The 17824-nt window shown below is 55.0% G+C and carries 13 protein-coding genes and 1 pseudogene; 4 read left to right on the top strand and 10 right to left on the bottom strand.

Going from position 1 to position 17824, the window contains the following annotated elements:
- Positions 1 to 112: 112 nt before the first annotated feature.
- From AV059_RS03480 to AV059_RS03435, 10 genes are all read right to left on the bottom strand, one after another.
- Entirely contained in the window at positions 113 to 2332 is a 2220-nt protein-coding gene (locus AV059_RS03480; RefSeq protein WP_058992533.1) for a type IV secretory system conjugative DNA transfer family protein, read from the bottom strand.
- Positions 2329 to 3084: a relaxase/mobilization nuclease domain-containing protein gene (locus AV059_RS03475; protein ID WP_058992357.1), complete on the bottom strand. Its 756-nt coding sequence runs from the start codon at positions 3082 to 3084 to the stop codon at positions 2329 to 2331. Before AV059_RS03475 ends, AV059_RS03480 begins: the two co-directional genes overlap by 4 nt.
- The gene (locus AV059_RS03470; RefSeq protein ID WP_058992355.1) at positions 3081 to 3545 is read right to left on the bottom strand and encodes a hypothetical protein; all 465 of its coding nucleotides are present in this window, start codon (positions 3543 to 3545) and stop codon (positions 3081 to 3083) included. The genes AV059_RS03475 and AV059_RS03470 overlap by 4 nt, the downstream gene beginning before the upstream one ends.
- The gene (locus AV059_RS03465) at positions 3542 to 3919 is read right to left on the bottom strand and encodes a hypothetical protein (RefSeq protein ID WP_058992353.1); all 378 of its coding nucleotides are present in this window, start codon (positions 3917 to 3919) and stop codon (positions 3542 to 3544) included. The genes AV059_RS03470 and AV059_RS03465 overlap by 4 nt, the downstream gene beginning before the upstream one ends.
- 5 nt (positions 3920 to 3924) lie before the next feature.
- Positions 3925 to 7179 (bottom strand): VirB4 family type IV secretion system protein, encoded by a 3255-nt coding sequence (locus AV059_RS03460; RefSeq protein ID WP_058992351.1) that lies wholly within the window; start codon positions 7177 to 7179, stop codon positions 3925 to 3927.
- The gene (locus tag AV059_RS03455; RefSeq protein WP_058992349.1) at positions 7179 to 8888 is read right to left on the bottom strand and encodes a hypothetical protein; all 1710 of its coding nucleotides are present in this window, start codon (positions 8886 to 8888) and stop codon (positions 7179 to 7181) included. The genes AV059_RS03460 and AV059_RS03455 overlap by 1 nt, the downstream gene beginning before the upstream one ends.
- A 2-nt stretch (positions 8889 to 8890) precedes the next feature.
- On the bottom strand, positions 8891 to 9721 hold the full coding sequence (locus AV059_RS03450; protein ID WP_058992348.1) for a hypothetical protein: 831 nt from the start codon (positions 9719 to 9721) through the stop codon (positions 8891 to 8893).
- Entirely contained in the window at positions 9718 to 11784 is a 2067-nt protein-coding gene (locus AV059_RS03445; RefSeq protein ID WP_058992346.1) for a hypothetical protein, read from the bottom strand. The genes AV059_RS03450 and AV059_RS03445 overlap by 4 nt, the downstream gene beginning before the upstream one ends.
- A 9-nt stretch (positions 11785 to 11793) precedes the next feature.
- Positions 11794 to 12249, bottom strand: coding sequence for a pilin (locus AV059_RS03440; protein WP_058992343.1), 456 nt, complete (start codon positions 12247 to 12249; stop codon positions 11794 to 11796).
- 765 nt (positions 12250 to 13014) lie between these two features.
- Positions 13015 to 14244: a Cdc6/Cdc18 family protein gene (locus AV059_RS03435; protein ID WP_058992341.1), complete on the bottom strand. Its 1230-nt coding sequence runs from the start codon at positions 14242 to 14244 to the stop codon at positions 13015 to 13017.
- A 1079-nt stretch (positions 14245 to 15323) separates the two neighbouring features.
- Between AV059_RS03435 and AV059_RS03430 the strand changes: the two genes are divergently transcribed.
- The 4 genes and pseudogenes from AV059_RS03430 (at position 15324) to AV059_RS03415 (ending at position 17507) form a co-directional block, all read left to right on the top strand.
- On the top strand, positions 15324 to 15875 hold the full coding sequence (locus AV059_RS03430; protein WP_228841728.1) for a nucleotidyltransferase domain-containing protein: 552 nt from the start codon (positions 15324 to 15326) through the stop codon (positions 15873 to 15875).
- A complete protein-coding gene (locus AV059_RS03425; RefSeq protein ID WP_058992339.1) occupies positions 15868 to 16632 on the top strand; it encodes a hypothetical protein in 765 nt (254 codons plus the stop codon). The genes AV059_RS03430 and AV059_RS03425 overlap by 8 nt, the downstream gene beginning before the upstream one ends.
- Positions 16633 to 16753: 121 nt before the next feature.
- A pseudogene (locus AV059_RS03420) lies at positions 16754 to 17017 on the top strand (hypothetical protein).
- A 166-nt stretch (positions 17018 to 17183) separates the two neighbouring features.
- Entirely contained in the window at positions 17184 to 17507 is a 324-nt protein-coding gene (locus AV059_RS03415) for a hypothetical protein (RefSeq protein WP_058992337.1), read from the top strand.
- Positions 17508 to 17824: the final 317 nt, after the last annotated feature.

Genomic DNA, 17824 nt, shown 5'->3' with positions numbered 1-17824 from the left:
AGTCGCTCAGAACAAATTTGATTATGAGGAAGAGGGCAAATATTCTGATCGTAGAATGGTAGCTAAGTGTTAGCTTTATTATCAAAAGAGAAGAGCCAATAGCAGTGATCGGTTACATAAACTCAGATACGTCTCGCCCCTGCTCTCTCGATTCGGTTTCGTCCCGATCTTCAGTCTCATCTGAGTCTCCCTCTGCGTCTGATTCAGTTGGTGATTCACCGCCTTCCTGCTCGGCAGATTCCGTTCCGCCTATGCTGGGATTTGGCTCCGACTCAGAGAAGAGTCCCCCAGTGTTGTCGTCCGAGTCTGGGCCTTGATCGACACCAGTAGATTTGTCTTCTGAATCTGATAGGTTTGAGTGGTCTGCATCCGGAGACGTGACAGCAGTGTTTGCTGTTGTCTGGTCGAGTGGGTCGCTCGAATCGTCGTCGCCCAACCCATCTGTCGCGTCGACAGTCGGCTCGACGTCATGGTCACGATCCGGCTCACTGTTCGTCGAGTCGTCGTCTTCAATCTCATCGTCTGACTCACGAACCAATTCCCCGAGTTGCGACTGAGCGAGCGAGAGCCAACTGTCATGTTCTTCCAGTTCGGTGTCATCCTCGGAAGGTTCCGGTTCCGAACTGCCCGGTGACTCCGCACCCTGTTCCGGAAGACTATCGCGAACGTCCTCCAGTTCATACGACTGGCCGTGGACCCATGTCGTTCGAGAGACGGCAACGCACTCACCGGGCTGGAAGTCTCGGAGCAGACCAGAGGTGATCGGCGTCTTATCCTTCTCTTTGTACGTGTCCCGAGCCTGCGTTCGTGGGTTCTCGCCGCGCCCCTGGTGGCTCATCGACACCATCTCAGAACGGTCGTACTGACGACTCTCGCCAAGTTCGTCGAGGATAAAGTCCGTCGACTCCGTGTCACCCGGGCCGAAATAGACTCCCTGTGGGCAGTTGCCCACAATCCCAGAGATAGTACTGTACGTGTCCTTGAGCTGGCCGATGGTTTGGACGCCGACCAGTGCGCGAGCCTTATGCTTCCGTCCCCGGGCCGTGAGGTTCGTTACCTGCGTGAGCGACGGCAGCGCGTCAATCTCGTCGAGGATGTGGACCGTCGGGTTTGAAGAATTCATCGCATAGCGGATCGACCAGTCTACGAGCAGTTGGTACATCGGCCCGAGCGTTTCCAGTTCCGTGGGGTTGGAGTCGATGATGAGGACCCGCCCCTCCGGGTTCTCGATGTACTCTTGCAGCGAGAACTCCCCGTACTCCCCGAAGTCGCCAGCGAAGACAGGGTCGACGTTCTCCTTGATCGTCTGGTAGACGTTCTGTGCGCCTTTCCCTTTATCAGGGTCGATATGACCCGAGTCCAGTCGGTCAAACTCGTCAAGGGCTTCTTTGAGCGCGATGTGGCCCTCGTTGAGCAAGGAGACGATATCGGTGTGACAGAGGGCATGGCGGCGATTGTTCTTTTTCGCACTGAGATGGAGATACATTAGCATCTCTGCGAAGGTCTGTTTGGCGGGTCGGTGGAACGGGTCATGGCCGTCGGCCTCACCGAAGATCGCGCCGGCGACCTCACGGAAGTCTGACTCCGAATCAGCATCCTTGAACAGATTCCAGGTCACATCGCTGTTTTCGTGGCGGATGCGTTGAACCTCAAAGCCCAATTCCGCGTAGAACTCTTGGAAGTCCTCGCCGGTATCGTGGGCGATGACCGCCGTGTCGCTGTAGTACGGGAACTGGTAAGCCAGCAGCTTCATCATCGACGTCTTCCCGCTCCCAGTCTCGCCCACAACGGCTGTAGAGACATCCTGGTCGAGCGTGAACGGCATCTCAGCCTCGTTGTGTTCGTGAGAGACCTCTTCCAGTGGAACGACAGACTCCCCGTCGTCGTGGTCCCACCGGTTCATCGCGAGCATTTCCGGCGAGGTCCGGCGGAGCAGTTCTCCGGAGAACACGATGCCGACTGAAATAGCATACAGAATCACCGTCGTCGAGTACGAGACCATCGGCAGCGACAATCCGGGCACGGTGAAGTCAGCGAACAGTGTCCCGACCGAGATAGCAGCCAGAACGTGTGCGAACGGGAACAGCAGTGCGACGCTGGGTGTCTGGACCAGCACGTCATAGAAGAATGCCGCGCTAATCAGTCCGAACCCGAGGTAGATGTAGCGCCACGCCCAGAACCGCTTCGGGAAGATCTTGTCGCTATCGACAATCATCGGCGGGAACAGCAGCATGAACCCGGCCCAGACGAACCCAACGACGTTGTCGTACTTGAGACTATTCGGAACCTCCCCAGAGCGTTGTCCTGGTGGCGCAGAGGAACTCGAACTCACTGCCACCACCCAACTTCGCGCTCGGGTTCCTGCTCGCGTTCAAGATCAACTTCGGGTTCGCGTTCAGGTTCCGGTTGTTCTTCGGCCCTCTCCGCAGCACGTTCTGAGAGTGGCTCAGTTTGGCGCTCACCGGTCGCTTTCTCAGCCGTGGGCTGTCCGGCGTCTTTCTGCTGACTCTTCTCAGTCGCCCGCTTGAGCGCTTTTTCAGCTTCGGGGTTCAGCGACAGTTCCGCTTCGTGGTATTGCTCCCGGGCCTCTTGATCTACGACTCGGACGGGACTGTCTGGTGAGTCACGAGCAGCGGCCGTTGGGTCTCGCGTTCGAGCGGGCTCTTCGTACGCGGTGGCTGCTTGTTCGCGTAGCTGTCGGATGTCTTCCCGGTCCATCTCCAACTCTGCGCGCTCGCCAGTCGCCGCGATGTGTGCGTGTGGGAACTCTGTGTCCCGGTGGACCCCATACACGTAGTCAGTCGTCGGCTGCTGGGCGAACTCACTGTTCATGAATTCCCGGGTGTTGGCACGGACTTCTTCTGGCGAATATTGTCCCGTGGGGTCAGGAGAGACGATCATGTGCCGCTGGAATCCGAACTCTCGGCTCTTGTCGACAAACCGATTCACCTCTGGATCGGACAGTTCTCGGCCAGCGGGATTCCGTAGGTCAACTGTCGCTCCGGCGTCCTGTTCACGATCACGCTGAATGTAATCGACGAGGTTCCCTGCACCACCTTCTTGATAGTCTGTTTTCAGCATCATGCGCTCTCACCTGCCGATTCAACAGCAGACGGGGAAGTTGACTCAGAGTTGCCTTTCTCTCTTGATTCGAGGCACGGATCTTGTCCAACATGCTCACCAGCAAATTTCAGCGCTAGCCGTCGCTTTTCAGCTGAGTAGTCATCTTGGAGCAGTTTCCAGATAGCGATGATGTATGCGGTTCTGACCTCCTGAATGGTCTTCACTTCCTCCATCGTTCCAGACTCAAACTCCGCTACCAGCTCTTTCACCTCGCGCTGTGCCTCTTCTAGCAGTAGCTCTATGCTCGTGTCAGTGTTGTACCGGCGATACTGGTCCTCCCCAGTTTCTCGGTCGATGTGTTCTTCAATTACCTCGTGTCCGTATTTCGAGGTGGACGTGCCCGCGGAGTCAGCCAACTTGTCAAACAATTCTTTGTACGCTTCGGTCGTATAAATCTGGAGTAGGGTATCTCTCTCAGTCATTCCTGACCCTCCTTGTTTCGGATGTTTGCAACCTCTTCTTGGACTTTCTTTGACGCACCTTCCATCGCAGCAGCGCGCTTGTCTGCTGGGAACTCAGATGAAATTAAGTCCCACAGCGCTACCGAGTAGAACAGTTCCTGATCCGTGTCGATGTCTGTTGCCCCGTCAACCTCTGCCGCGACAATATCTGCTAGATCACCAAGTTCTGACTCAAGATTCAACTCATTGGCTCGTTGCTCTTTCAACTCACGGTCAATTCGCTGTTCAACAGCGTTCAGAACATATTCCGATGGCTCTTCGTCTACTTTCTGAGCCTGTTTGACGACCTGTTCGCCCTGTTCTGCATTCAACCGAATCGAAATGACATCACTCATATGGGTCACTCCGTACTGTCAAACTCCGAGTTCTCTTGCGACTCGATACCACCATCGGCGATAACTGCATCCGGCTCTGCTTGGTCAAGTGCTACAGACACCACGTCCACCAACTCCTCTTCGCTGAGTCCGTTGAGGACGTGTTCAGCCTTCTCAGGCGACAGTCCGTGATTCGTTAGCTCTTGCTCGACTGCTTTGGAATGGACGAACTCTTCGAAGTCAGCAGCGCGAGAGTCAACCTCGTGAGCAACAACGTCGAGCGCATCTTCCGCGTCAGCGTCAAGGTCAATAATCTGCTTCTCTTCCCACGAGGTCTTGATCGTCAGTGGGTAGTCACCATGTTCGTCGACGCGAACCAGCGCTTGGGAGTAGCCCTGACCGTCGCCCAGTGACTCTTTCCCGGCTTCCGCGTGCTGGATGTAGGACTGCTGTTCGCTCGTCAGTCCAGCGCTTTTCGCTGTCTCATCACCTAACTCTGGCTCGCGGTGATGCACCTTGATCGGGCACATCCCCGCGATTTCCTCGGCTGCGCCCTTGTCCTCAAACTCCGAGAGCGTCTGGGACAGCATCACCAGCCGCAGTCCGGCGTGGCGCTGGTGCCGAGCAATCTGGTTCACCGACTCCAAGTTCGCGTCGTCGTTGAACAGATAGTGGGCCTCGTCGATGATGATCTCGACCTTCTGCTGCATATTTTTCGCCTGCTGGTACAGCGTCGACAACAGCAACTGCATAATGAACGACTGCTTGCCGAGGCCACTACCCGAGCCTTCGACTTGCTGGAGGTCCAGATAGACGGCCTTGCTGCTGTCGTCGATTAGCCGCAGGTCCGACTCTTTCGAGAGATTGCCGAACGTACTTCCCGGCCGGAACGGATGCAGCGCAATCGAGAGTTCGTTTGCGTACTGCTGGATTTTCTCCTGAGAGGACTCCGTTGTCGCTCCCGGGAACATTCCCGGGTCTTCTTGGAGGCGGTCAACGACCTCCAAGAAGTCACTCAGGTCCGGCGAGTTCTCCGGCGTGTGAGTCGACGGGTCCGCTGGGTCGATATCCGATTCAGTGAATATCTTGTCGATCAGGAACGTGATCAATCCGCTGTGCATCTCCAGATCGACATCCCGCGACTGGAGGAAGTTCTCGATGACCCCGTACACCTCGTCTTTTTTCGCTGAGACGGGCTGCATATCCGGGGATTGTTCAAGGACATGAGGCGGCGTCGGATGCATCTCGCACGGGTTCAGCGGCGTCTCGCCGCTGATTGTGATCGTCTTTGCATCCAGCATCTTCGCGCTGCCGTGCATATCCCCGACTGGGTCGATGTAGATCTGCTTGACATCCGACCGCTTTTTTAACATCCGCATCGCCCGAGCCTGCGTGCCGTGGGTTTTCCCACCGCCGGGCATTCCGGTCACTAGCTCTGAATGGCCGGTTTCCAGTTCCCACGGGTCGATCAGCAGCGAGGAGTCGTTGTGGCCGTGCAGTCCGTACTCGATTCCGTCGTCCATCCGGAGGTAGTTCGACGAAAACGGGAACAACGACCCGAGCGCTTCCCCTGTCATTGAGGAAAGTCGGTTCTGCCCGAGTTCGTTGGCCCCGATCGGCGAGACAGTCACAAGTCCTGCTTCCTGCCGGCGGGTCGTTCGCTTGACCCCACAGTTCGACGGCGAGTCTCGCAGCAGCGTTTCGAGGCGATTTGTTTGCTTCCGCAGTTCCTCTTCGGTCTCGGCAGTCAACCGGATGAACGCGCCGACACGGAACAGCGACGTGTGGTTGCGCCGGACCATCTGCCGGATGTACTTCGCCTGATTGACCTCCTTCTCGATATCTTCAGCCTCAAGTTCTCCCTTGTCGTTTTGCAGCATCTTCAGCGACGAGATCCACTCTTTCATCACCGAGACTGCTGCATCCGAGTCGTAGGGATCAACGTAGATTGAGACATCCACCGCAAGGTCCGTATCCAGCAGCAGTTGCTCCAGCATCCCACTCGTCGGATGCTCCGGATACGTCTCGATCCAGAAGCAACGGGTAAACGTCTCTTGGTCGATGAGAACGTGGTCGGCTTCCCACTCGATATCTGTTGGTGCGACCAGCGACCGGTGGTTTTCACCGGGCCGGTGTAGCTGGGACACGAAGTCCGTCTCATCGACCTCGTAGTCGGTCCCGCCAACATCGTCAGTGTCCATGCCCTCCGCAGCGTCGTGGGCTGCAGCACCCTCGCCGTGCTTGATGAGTTCCCGTGCCGAATACGTCACCGGAGAGACGGAGGCCGCCTCTTCGTACTCACGTTCCGACCGGGTTTCGCAGGCCCAGTAGTCCTCAGTCAGATGTGCCAGCTCGTGCGGGCTGACCGACCGACTGCGGCACCGGAACATGTTGTTGACTGCTCTGTCGACAGTCTGGAGCCGGTCGTGCAGTTTCTTGGCCTTGAATTCCTCTCGCTCAGCGTCAGTGAGCGTGTCGCTGTCGAACCGGCCGAATAGTCGGCCAATGACCGGAATCCCGGCCAGATAATCCGTGACAGAGTCACCTTCCACTTGGAGGTCGTGGATATCATCGTCGGTCACCCAGACGATGATGTAGTACTTGCGCTGGATCTCGGTCTCAGTCTCGACACTACCGCTATCGTCGGTGTAGCGGTTGACGAACTCTGTCAACACCCCGCGGAAGATTGAGTGGCGCTTCGCGTCAGGGTCTTCGAGTCGGTCGATATGTGCCTGGATGTGGGATTCGTTGTCGACCTCTGCCGTCGTGACGTGGAGTTTCGCTCGCCCGGTCAGCGATTCAGACAGCCGTGTGAGTGACGTGACGGCTTTGCGCCACTTCTCATCATCCTGCAGGGCCATATTCGCGGGCTCGACCTCGACTGCCCCGAGGTATGCTCCGTCGACGCGTTCAACGCCGTGGGGCATGATCCGCTCAAGTCGCGTAACCTGACGAGTGTCCTGATTGCCCTGCCCGTGAGTGTACTGACGCTTTTTCACGAGCCAGAACAGTTTGACTCGTAACCACTCAGTCAGTCGGTAGTGGTCCGGGCGGACTTTATGCAGGATGTAGAGGAAGACCTCAACGACCGCGGCGAGAGCCAGTGCTGGGAAGAACAGTGCTGCTGGCACGAACGGCATTCCCATCGCGACGAGGAAGCCAAACGGCGGGATGAGGAACAGGATGAGTTCCCCCAGCGTGTAGTCCCCCCAGAAGTTGGTTGTATCTCCGAGGGATTCGTGAATGATGTTCGTGTTGTATTCGTCTTGTGAGTCAGTCATTAGTCGTCGTCCTCCCGGTGGGGCAGGCCGTCGCGGTACACATCCGGCCCTAGTACATCGTCATCAGTCGCAAACACGTCCTGCAACGAGTCATACGACTCAGAGCCATCGGACCCGCTGTCGGTGTCGGTCCCGGTTGCAGCACTGTCCTCGTCGGAGAACGGCGGGTCCGAGCCAGACTCGTAGACTCTGGTGTCACCGGAGTTGACCTGTGTCTGGCGCTCAATCTTGGTCTGAGGCTCCAGTTCTGTTTGCCGCTCAACCTCTGTCTGCCGGTCCTCTATCGGGTTAGCGTCGCTATCGGAGTCTCCAGACGGAGCACTCCCGTTGCTGGAGTTGGTGAACCGGCTGTCAAGGGCACTTCCGGCAGACGCGCCATTGGACCCGCCGCCCCCACTGACGGGGGCACTGGAGCCACCTGAACCGCCTGAACCACCGGACCCACTGCTACCACTGCCCCCAGAGGGCGGGGCGGAACCGCCTGCGCCGCCACTGCTTCCGCCACCACCGGAGCCGTTGGTCCCGCTTCCACCGCTACCACCGCTCCCGGAGCCGCTGCTACTGGAACCGCTCTTCATGCCGGCTGGGTTGGCCGCCATCTGACGGTGGACCATTTGGGCACCCGTGGCAGCGCTTCCAACGCGTCCTTTTGCGGCGCTTGAGGCAGCTCGAATCGTGCCCCCAGTCGCCATCGCTGCGCCGGGTCCACCGACCGCTCCAGCGCCAGCCGTCGCCGCTGCACCAGTGGCCGCCGCACCCACCTTGAGTGGCTTTTTGCCACCGGCAAGGGCCTGCTCGCTGAGTTGAATCGCAACGCGGCTACTCCGCTGGATGAGGACCTTCTGAGACTTTGCCGCCAAGTACAGCGTCACGAGGCTGATGAACAGCGACAGGTCGGAGGCCAGTCCCCAGTTTGTCGCCTCGAAGCTCATCCGAATCAGGATTGCAGGCGGGATGCCCGCAGCGAGGACTCCGGGGTACGCGCCGGCGACCTGTTTCGCCAGTCCCGAGAAGCGGTTCAACGGCCAGACTTCCACCGCCCAGAATGTCGCGACCAGCGGCATCGAGAGGGTCATCAGAAAGACCAACAGCCACCTAGTGATGAAGATGAACGCCGCCTTCAGGTAGACGTACAGCCCCACCACGATGAGGACAAGGAATATCCCTAGACTGAGGTCCGCAATTTGCTGGGCTGAACCAATTAGTGCAACCGCCTCTGCCTCCGTGTGTCCAGAAGCGTAGAGATGACGACCGATAGCGTCGAAGAACTGGGTTCCGAGTGAGGCTACTGGAAGCCAGAAGAACAGCGAAAGGAAGGCAACTCCGAGTCGGCGTAGAAGCTTCTTCCGAATGACTGGGTTCATCGACCCGTATCTAAGCCCGATCATCGCCAGAACAGAGAACTGGATACCGAGCGCTAACCCAACGATTGCATCGAAGTATATATTCGAGATTAACGCGTCCCACGGAGCGTTAGTCGCGGATTCAAATGCGATGTCCACAGGGGCTGCTGAATTCGGCCCTTCCGGAGAAGGTGTGCCTACCATCGGGTCAATTAGCCACTCAAAGAACCCCTCGAAGTAATCGATGACATCCGTTCTGAGTTCATCAAGGAAACCACTCATACCGGCTGTAATTGCCGACGAGAGTTCTCCAATCACTCTCTCGACAATCTCTTCGAGGATTTCATCACCAATGCCAGACTGCATTGCTATGTCTCCGTCTCCGTGGATGTCTCGGTAATTTCTTCAGGAGTACCAGCTAGCGACTTTTTACATCCTTTTGAGTTATCGTAGCTGATCGTTTGAGTGAGTACAACTGGATTACTCCAAAGGAATTCCACAGTTAATTTTTCAGCCCTCTCAGTTGTCTCTTCAACTTTTGCACAATTGGCAACTCGATTATTAAGCAGGAATTTGAATTCGACAATACCGGTTTCGTCAGGCTTTATCGGAGCGAACGGATCGCTGTCTTTGTTTTCCCCATTGACAATCGTCCGAACCGCTACGCCAGTTCGTTGTCCCACATTCCGAAGAACCACTCCCAAGCTGTCGTCACCAACCTCTTCATATTCGGTCCCGGGGACGACTTCCTCAAGTTCAAACGTGGTTCCCAGTTCGAGTGGGAGTTTAGTTTCGACGTCGTCGCCACGGAGATAGAGCGTGTGCTGGCCCCGGGGCAGCGGTTCATTCGAGTCCTCGCCCTCTGTTAGCGAGAGGCTGGTCCGGGTTTCACCGGGACTGAAATAGTCGCTGACGAACTCTCGACCGGACTCTGTGATGATGCTGACCGATGACGGCTCGATCTCATCGGTCACAGCCACTTCCAGAGCCAATTGGCGGCCGTTCTCTACAATCTCAATCGATATCTCTTCGATGTAGTCGGACTGTTCTTCTGGCGGGCCGGCGCTTCCGTCACCTCCGCCGCTGTCATCAGACAGCCCGCCACTGCATCCTGCAAGCGCGGCAAGACCCCCGCTAAGGAGTCCAAGCACGGTTCTACGGTCGATACTGCTATTTCGTGGTATATCTTGCTTTGTCATGGATTATACCAACCGATGAATTTGCCTCTCGTCCAGACGTCGTAGCCGTACAGTACCAGCACAGCCGGCAACAACGTCAGGAGCGTCACCACAACGAGGTCGATGAACTCCGATAGGTCTGGGAGACTCACTTCATAGGCGACCCGCTCTTGCGTGTCCCGAACCGGGACAGCACGCCCTTGCTCCCACCAGATTTGGGTCGGACAATACGTGACTATCGCCGAGGAGACTTCGCCCTGGTCGACAGTGACTGTAATCTCGTCAGTTCCGGAAAACGACCGTTCGACCCGGGACTGTCCCGTTGCGACAGTGACGTTCCCTGCCGCAATCGGGAAGCCAGCCTTCGGTTCGACCCTGACTAGCAGGTCCGTCGAGTTGTCGGTCGAATTGACGACTTCAGAGGTGATGTTGACCTCCCGGATTGGCGTCGGGTTCGTCGAGTCCGTGGGCTGTTCGATGCTGTTCCCGCGAACGAGTCCGCGAATCTCGAAGCTCTCTGTCCTGAGTTGTTCCGCACTCCGAATCGTAAACCGATCCGCAGTCGTGAACGGCGCCGACCGGTTGACCCGAATCTCTGGCGGGAGCGTGGTCCTGTTGGTCGCGTTCGCCGTCGTATTTCCCGTCGCGTTCATCGGATACGTCGCTTCGAGCGACGGGATGAACCGCCAGCCGTCGGAACTCTCGTTTTGGACGCGGTTGACCGTGACTTCTGGACCTTCCGTAGCCCGGACAGCATGGGTTTCAAGCGGTCGTACGGGCGTCGTCGTGTTCTCCGACCAGTTTTCCCAGCCGGGCGGTGAACGAGTGTAGAACCGCCACTTGCTCCGGACCTCGTATCCGGCGTCGAACTGGACGCTCTGCCAGCTGCCGGGGATTACAGTCCCGATTCGATAGTCGTCGGTCGTGGCCCCTCTGCCGTTCGGAACGACGCCGGGCTCGACGACTATCTCCCGCTCGGAGAGATTCTCTACTTGGACCGTCTGTGAGTCCGTGACCGTCAGTTCGTACTCATCAATCTCGTCATCATCAATCTCCGAGAGATTCATCGAGATCGTCGTCACCAACTGGAGTTCAGCCGTCCCGTTGATCTGGGTGTAGTTGAGCGTGGGCTGGGCGGCAGTGCTGTTGTCCATTGCAGTGCCGTTGGCATACAGCGTCGTGTTCATCGACGTGTTCAGGACGCGGAAGTCGTCCTCGAAGAACTCCGAGATGTACACCCGGTAGTCGTGGATGGCACGAACGGTTCCGTTCGGACGGACCAGACGCTCCGTGCCAGACTCTCGATGGACAACCGTCGATGGTTCGACGCTAAAGAACGTGACGTAGGCGTCACGAATCCAGAGTCCAGAGCGAGTGTCCGTGACGTTCACTGGTTGCGAGGAGGTCTCGAGACCAGTCCGGAACGAGTCATGTTCAGGCCGGTTCCACAGCGTCGTGTTCGACGGTTCGCGAGAGAGCATATCTCCCGTGCAAGAAGGCAGAACAGCCAGCGTGCCGTTCTCGGCCTCGGCCCGGTCGGCCCGTGTGAGGTCTGGATGATCGGGGTCGCCAGACCACAGCGCACGGAAGAGCGTGTGATTGTGGTTGTACGACCGGTTAGGTGGGAGAACACCCGCCGTCGCGTTGTCCCCGACAGAGGCGTTCGCTGGTGGATTCGAGGCATTCTCATAGCACGAAACTTTCGCGCTGAGATTCTGCCTTGCTCCCATTTTGACGGACCTATTCACTTCTGTCTGGTTCGCTGCCGGCCCCCGATCAACGGACTCGTTGCCCGCGGTTTCGTTGGCTGCCGTTCCGTTGGCCGCTGGGTCACGGGCACTGGACTCGTTTGTTTCAGTGTCGTTCGCTTCCGTTCCCTCTCCGCTGGAGCCATTCGGTGCGGTGGCGTTTTGTTGTAGTACCCCCACGCCACCGTGGCTCGAACCGGTGAGGGTGTGTGCCGTCCCCCGCTCAGTCTGGATCTGGGCCGGGCCGGTAGTCCCAGACGTAGGCCCCGCAGCCGCGGCTGTCGAAAGCAGCGAGCAAAGGGCCGCGATTACCAGCAGTGTGCGGGCTGAGGGCATTCTGTGTGCTTAGAAGGGCGTCACACAGTCCGAGAAGCCGAAGCCAACGTTGTTCCCGAACTTCGTGATAAGCTCTGGAGCCACGATTGCCAGCACAACAACGCCCAGGCCGACGAGTGAGAGGATTAGGTCCCGCCGGGCCTCGTTTTGCTGGTTCGGATTGCCCGAAGCCCGCATGTACGACAGGCCGCTCCGACCGACGAAGACCATCGTCGCCGGCAGGCCAAGACCAGCCAGTGCCCCAAAGACAACGTTGACACCGTCCTCGACAGCTGTGTTACAGTAAATGTTCCCGACGTCGGTCTGGCCCATCGCCGAGCCAGCAAATAGCGTGAGGATCAACAGCAACTGCGTTGCCTGTCGCACGCCAGGCGTGAGCCACGCTTCGGCGAAGCGGCGCTTTGCGTGAGTGTAGAGTGTTGGTTGTGAGGTCGATGCATTCGATGCGTTAGTTCGTGTTGACATGGATGTCTCTATCTGGGTGGTTTGGTTGTCCACTGGTTCCCCACCGATGACCCGCTACCGTTGTTGTATTAGTTTTCTTATACTGTTGGTGAATTCTGCTCTGAATCCACCAGCACGTATTGACAGTGGGACTATCAAAAAAACTTGTGAACAAAATTAAGAGTTCTATATTGTGATAGGTAGTGTTACTCGGCAATGCCTTAATTTTCGAGCCGCATGAATGCTAATAGAACTATATATTAGTTCATCAACTAGTAGCTTCATTAACTAGTCTATCAGCCGCAGAGTTTCCAAACCGTATATCAGAAATTACTGCAGTTGGGGAGGTATATCGACAGTGCTAACTGGTAACATATTTAATATAATTAGATACAAGAAGAGTATAGAAGCTGATCAATAGAACATCATTAGGCTAGTTTCATAGAAGGCAAAAGCGGGGCATTAGACGAGTCAGACTGAAACCAGAACCTTACGTTGTCCATGTCGTAGACCACTCCCATGTCGTCAATGTCGCCGCACACTCCCCCATGTGGTCAACTCTGCGATGCTGAGTGAGCAGGAATAAAACTGAACAGAGTGAATGAATCGGCACCTCCACGCATAGGCATTCGCTCGTATCTGAATCGAGGAACACCCCAGGTGTCGAGTGTAAATAGGCATTAAATCGCGTATCACACCATTCAGACCCTTATTTAGATATTCTAGGGATCTATCAGTCCGTAAGTTCGAGTGAAACACCCCAACTGTCGAGTGTAAAATCGTGAATTACTGCTCGGAGGAAAACCGTTGATCAGATTCAATGGCACTTTGTACGACCTTAGGCTCCTCCAGAAGGTAGTAAAAATTAGTCATGCCTTTCCCACGGCCGCGTCCAACCCGATCCGTGACGCCGAGGATATCTAGAAACGCCTGTTCATTCAGCCGATCAGACATCCGTCTTTGTGAGAGAGGGTTAATATCTAGTGACTCCGTGAGCTGCTCGTACCGTTCATAGATTTTACGAGTAGGGAACTCTTCCTGATTGCTCCCCTCTGCAATCAATGAAAGGGCGTACACCGCTGCTTTCGATTGTGTAGGCTGATCTTGGAGAAGCTTAGAGAATCGATCGATATCCGCTTGCTCACGTGCATTCCGAACATGGTTTTCTTGCACAACATCACTGTTATCGTCTTTTGCAAGTTCGCCTGCATTTCGAAGAATATCCAGTGCTTTTCGAGCATCACCGTGCTCTTGTGCAGCGAATGCAGACGCCAGAGGGATCACATCATCGGTGAGGACACCGTCACGAAATGCATCCTGACGATGACGCATAATTTCGCGGAGCTGATTTGCGTCGTAGGGAGGGAAGATAAACTCACGCTCTTGGAGACTACTGAGGACTCGCTCATCGAGAGAATCTTTAAACGAGATTTTGTTGCTGATCGCGAGGATACCAACCTTACACGAATCAATCTTCCCGGCTTCACCAGCTCGGGAGAGTTGCATTAGCACGTTGTTTTCCTGGAGTTTGTCAACCTCGTCGAGAATGATGATAACGACATCATGGAGGGTATCGAGTATCTCCCAAAGACGATCATAGTATGCATTCGTCGATAACCCCGAAGGAGGTACAGAGATATCTGTTTCATCTGGTCTGTTGAATATCCGACCGAGTTTGATTACCACCTGTGTCTCTGTCGTTGCTTGGGTACAATCGATATATGCGCGATCAAGTCTCGTACCTTCATCGTGAGCGAAGTCTTCAGCACTTTGAGTAACGTGCTTGGCAACGAGACTCTTGCCAGTTCCCGTCTTTCCGTAAATTAACGTGTTTCTGGGCTTTCCACCCCGGATTGCAGGATGAATGCTATTGGCAAGGTTAGATATTTCATCTTCACGACCAATGATCCGCTCCTCATCCGGAATGTGTTCAATATCGAGAAGCTCTTTATTCGCGAAAATTGGATCCTCACTTTCCCAAATTGAGTCGAGGGGACTCTGTTTCTCGTTACTCATATGAATATATGACCCCAGAGGAGCCACCTCATATTACACACGACAGTCGGTGTAGTATATAAAACTATACCTCCATCACACACCATCTGTCGAGTGTAAACGATTGATTCTACCGTTATTAGAGTATATGCGGCAACAATAGTATAGTGTATTTCCAAAAAAGAAGAAAGTGGTGCACCCCTCCGGGTGTCGAGTGTAACACCGGTAGTCGCTATGTCTCTTCAGGCGTCTAATGAGCTACATTTTGAAGACACACACCCCGGGTGTCGAGTGTAAACTGTCCATGCTGACTGTCTAAGACCGTGTCACCGTTAGTCAGAGTAGGGAGAAATGCGGTTAGCACGAGTGTACATACTGTCTGCGGACAGATTGGTAACTCAGTAGCGATTGCTGTGTAACTCATGGGTCGTCCAGAGATAGCCATGCACTACAGGACTAGATTCACTTATAAATGATACTGAGAGTTTTCTATATCTGTCTCAAACCTGCTCATAACACATTATATATTTCATTTATTGCTGGTACAATAAAATATATAAATAACTTCTAGCTAGTAGTAGAGCGAAAAGCTAAAAGAAGAATTTAGAGTCCTTTACCACCTGGAAACAGCAGTTAACAATATCAGATGTGCCACAGTGTCCTGATCGGGTACCCACCATCCTGTTGATTTACACTCGACACCCGGGGTGTGTGTCCCCGTATTCTCTGAGGTTAGTACGTTCAGTCGAGGGGATAATCACGATCAGTACGAATTACCTCGCCATCGTCGGTAGATCACGAATCGTGGTGCCGGATTATCCCCTCGACTGAACGTACTGAGGTCCGCTCACTGATACCAGTCTCCCTAGGTATAGTAGTGTTGATACCGATTCGATACTTATGCAAACTCTGGAAAGTATATAATATTTTTATACCAGTGGTCCGTGTTACGGCATATGAACCGTCAGACGGAAGGAGCTGATTTAGTCGGTGCCTCTGTTTCGCTCCCGATACCCACTTCGAATCCAGATTTATTCAAACACAAAGCGACGAGCGATATTCTTCTATTTTTAACCAACCACCGATTTAGCGACTTTTCGTTGAGAGAACTCGCGACACAGATCGGCCATTCACACCAGTCAGTGCGACGAGCAATAGATGTTCTCAGTTCGAATGACCTAGTCATTGAATCTCCCGAAAGCAACCAACGACTCGTACAGATCAACAGGGACCGACTGTCTATCCCAGACGATCCTATTCTTCGGATTCCCCAACCTGAGTATCACAAACCGGTCAAAAATGCGGTAACGAAGCTCCGTGACAATATCACCGACGTTGTCGGAATCATACTGTACGGCAGCGTCGCTCGGGGCGATGCTGACCGACGGAGCGATATCGATATCTGGGTCCTCACTCGCTCCGGGCGGGCAGAGAGCCAGCGGGAAGCGAACGCCGTCGCCCGGGACCTCGAAGACATGGTATTCGATGGGGACCGGTACGCCTACGATATCGACGTTGAGGCTGTCCAGGCGATTCCAGCCTACACGGATGATATTCGGGAAATTATCGTCTCAGGCATTCCGATCTACAAGACGAGCGATTTCGAAACCGTCGAAAACCTCCTTCTAGAGGAGGGTGCCAACGATGAGTAACGGTTCGGACCCTGCTGCCGTGCTCGACGCCATTGAACGGGCGCAAGACGCCTTCGAGATGGTCGGCAGAGGGAGGACGGTATTCGAGGAGGGAATCAGCGCCGACGCAGACTGGGAGACGCAGCTGACCAAAGCCTGTCGACTCCTCGAAGTCGTCGACACACTCCAAGCACAGGACGGGTACTACACAGCCGTCATAGAGGTCTGCTTCGGGGCAATAGAACGGTCAATAGAGGCGTATGCGCTCTCGATCGGCGATGCAGGCGACCTTGCACAGTTCGCACTCGATGCAGCGAATAGCACACTGGAAATCAATATCGACGGAATAACGCGAACTATCGATCTTGAGACGGTTGAATCGCTCCGCTACCCTGTCGAGATGCCAGATATAGACATCCCGGCAACCGTCCACCTGAGTCCAGACGACATCTCGCTCGGTCTTGACGCAGCGGATATGCTTGCCGACCGGTTTGACCTCACCGTTGATTCAGAAACCAGAGAGGTACGGTTTGCCGCAGACGGTGACACTGACAGCATGACCTACCGGTGGGAAGACACCGATCTCATCGCCTTCGAGCCTGCGGACGTGGAAGTAAAACTCGACTCATCACTCGTCAAATCGGCAAACGCTGGCCTACCAGACGGCACGAATCGGGTTCTCCATATCGGAGACTCAGTACCGCTCGTGCTGAAATCCGAATTCCCTGACGCCGATGGAGCAATGCAGTTCGTGATAGCACCGAAGCTCCCGAACTGAGCCGGTTTCGTGTGGTTTTGCGGAAACGGTGGTGTAGACTAACCAACACCGACCACCATACTTCGCAGTTGTTGGTTAGCGCTAATTTTGTTTATCCCCGGTTGGGCGAGGGACTCCCTCTATGGACCCAACCGAAACAGTTCCAGACCACGAGCGCTTTGAGCGTGAACAGATCGCCCAGGACCGCGACCGGCAGCGTCCCGACACTGTCGAGATCGATGAGTAACGGGGCCGCGATATCGTCAACAGTCTGCTTGATGAAGGCGTGGTTGAACCAATTCCAGAACAAGAAGTCTTGCAGCACGTTCCTTCCGGACGGTCCTTCGACTCCGACTTGGCGTTAGCGTACTTCCACAAGGGCTGGGAGGCTGGCATCGAGGAGTAGCACCCAGATCTCCAACAAGTCGCCCTTATACAAAACTGCGAGGCACAGATGGATAGTGCACTCACAGGGTATTTACGGGCTCTTTCGGCAGTTCTGTCTAACGGAGACTCTATTTAACCAACAGACATATCGTTGAAGACCCGCGTTGGTTAAGACAGAGAAGTTGATGTCCCACGAACTCCCGACACCACCGACGAACCTCCCGACGGAGATCGTCAACACGCTCAACGAGTCGGATCCGAAGAGGCTGCGTGACGTTGCTACATACGCTGAAGCGCTAGCTGAGCACAAGGAACGTGAGACCCGTCTCAAGGAATCAGCAGATAAAGAAGAGGTCGAAGAACGACCAGACGATCTCCCGGACGAAGTCCCTGCCAAAGCGACGATTACGGTCAAGGAGATCAACGACAACCGCTACTACTACTGGCAGTGGCGAGAGGGTGACACGGTGAAATCACAGTACAAGGGACCGGTCGATCCTGACGAGTGAGTTCCTGACTATACGAAACTGATCAAGATACTCGCATCGTACAGCTGGAATTTTAACCTGCATTGAGTGATATAGTGTTGGTTAACAGTGTTGAGTCAGCACATCGACCCACACCGGGTTTCCGGTGAAAAAGTGCCACCATCTCACAGGGGTAGACTGTTGGAATCTCAGACGCAGCACACCACGTTTCCGATGACATCAGGAGACTACAGTCAAATATTAGTGGTTATCAGCTAATGAGAGACACCGGATTTCTGGTGAAACTAAGTCCATCCAGAGATACGGAACAGTGGTAGTACGCTGCTTTACAAAATCGA

Source organism: Haloarcula sp. CBA1127 (assembly GCF_001485575.1).
In the GTDB taxonomy this organism is placed as follows: Archaea; Halobacteriota; Halobacteria; order Halobacteriales; family Haloarculaceae; genus Haloarcula.
The sequence above is the reverse complement of the archived record's forward strand: the minus strand, read 5'-3'. Positions and strand labels throughout refer to the sequence as shown.

Excerpts from the sequence above, each read along its gene's own strand:
- AV059_RS03445 (WP_058992346.1), bottom strand. The coding sequence starts at position 11,784 with ATGCCCTCAGCCCGCACACTGCTGGTAATCGCGGCCCTTTGCTCGCTG.
- AV059_RS03475 (WP_058992357.1), bottom strand. The coding sequence starts at position 3,084 with ATGATGCTGAAAACAGACTATCAAGAAGGTGGTGCAGGGAACCTCGTC.
- AV059_RS03465 (WP_058992353.1), bottom strand. The coding sequence starts at position 3,919 with ATGAGTGATGTCATTTCGATTCGGTTGAATGCAGAACAGGGCGAACAG.
- AV059_RS03435 (WP_058992341.1), bottom strand. The coding sequence starts at position 14,244 with ATGAGTAACGAGAAACAGAGTCCCCTCGACTCAATTTGGGAAAGTGAG.
- AV059_RS03415 (WP_058992337.1), top strand. The coding sequence starts at position 17,184 with ATGTCCCACGAACTCCCGACACCACCGACGAACCTCCCGACGGAGATC.
- AV059_RS03460 (WP_058992351.1), bottom strand. The coding sequence starts at position 7,179 with ATGACTGACTCACAAGACGAATACAACACGAACATCATTCACGAATCC.
- AV059_RS03450 (WP_058992348.1), bottom strand. The coding sequence starts at position 9,721 with ATGACAAAGCAAGATATACCACGAAATAGCAGTATCGACCGTAGAACC.
- AV059_RS03455 (WP_058992349.1), bottom strand. The coding sequence starts at position 8,888 with ATGCAGTCTGGCATTGGTGATGAAATCCTCGAAGAGATTGTCGAGAGA.
- AV059_RS03470 (WP_058992355.1), bottom strand. The coding sequence starts at position 3,545 with ATGACTGAGAGAGATACCCTACTCCAGATTTATACGACCGAAGCGTAC.
- AV059_RS03440 (WP_058992343.1), bottom strand. The coding sequence starts at position 12,249 with ATGTCAACACGAACTAACGCATCGAATGCATCGACCTCACAACCAACA.
- AV059_RS03425 (WP_058992339.1), top strand. The coding sequence starts at position 15,868 with ATGAGTAACGGTTCGGACCCTGCTGCCGTGCTCGACGCCATTGAACGG.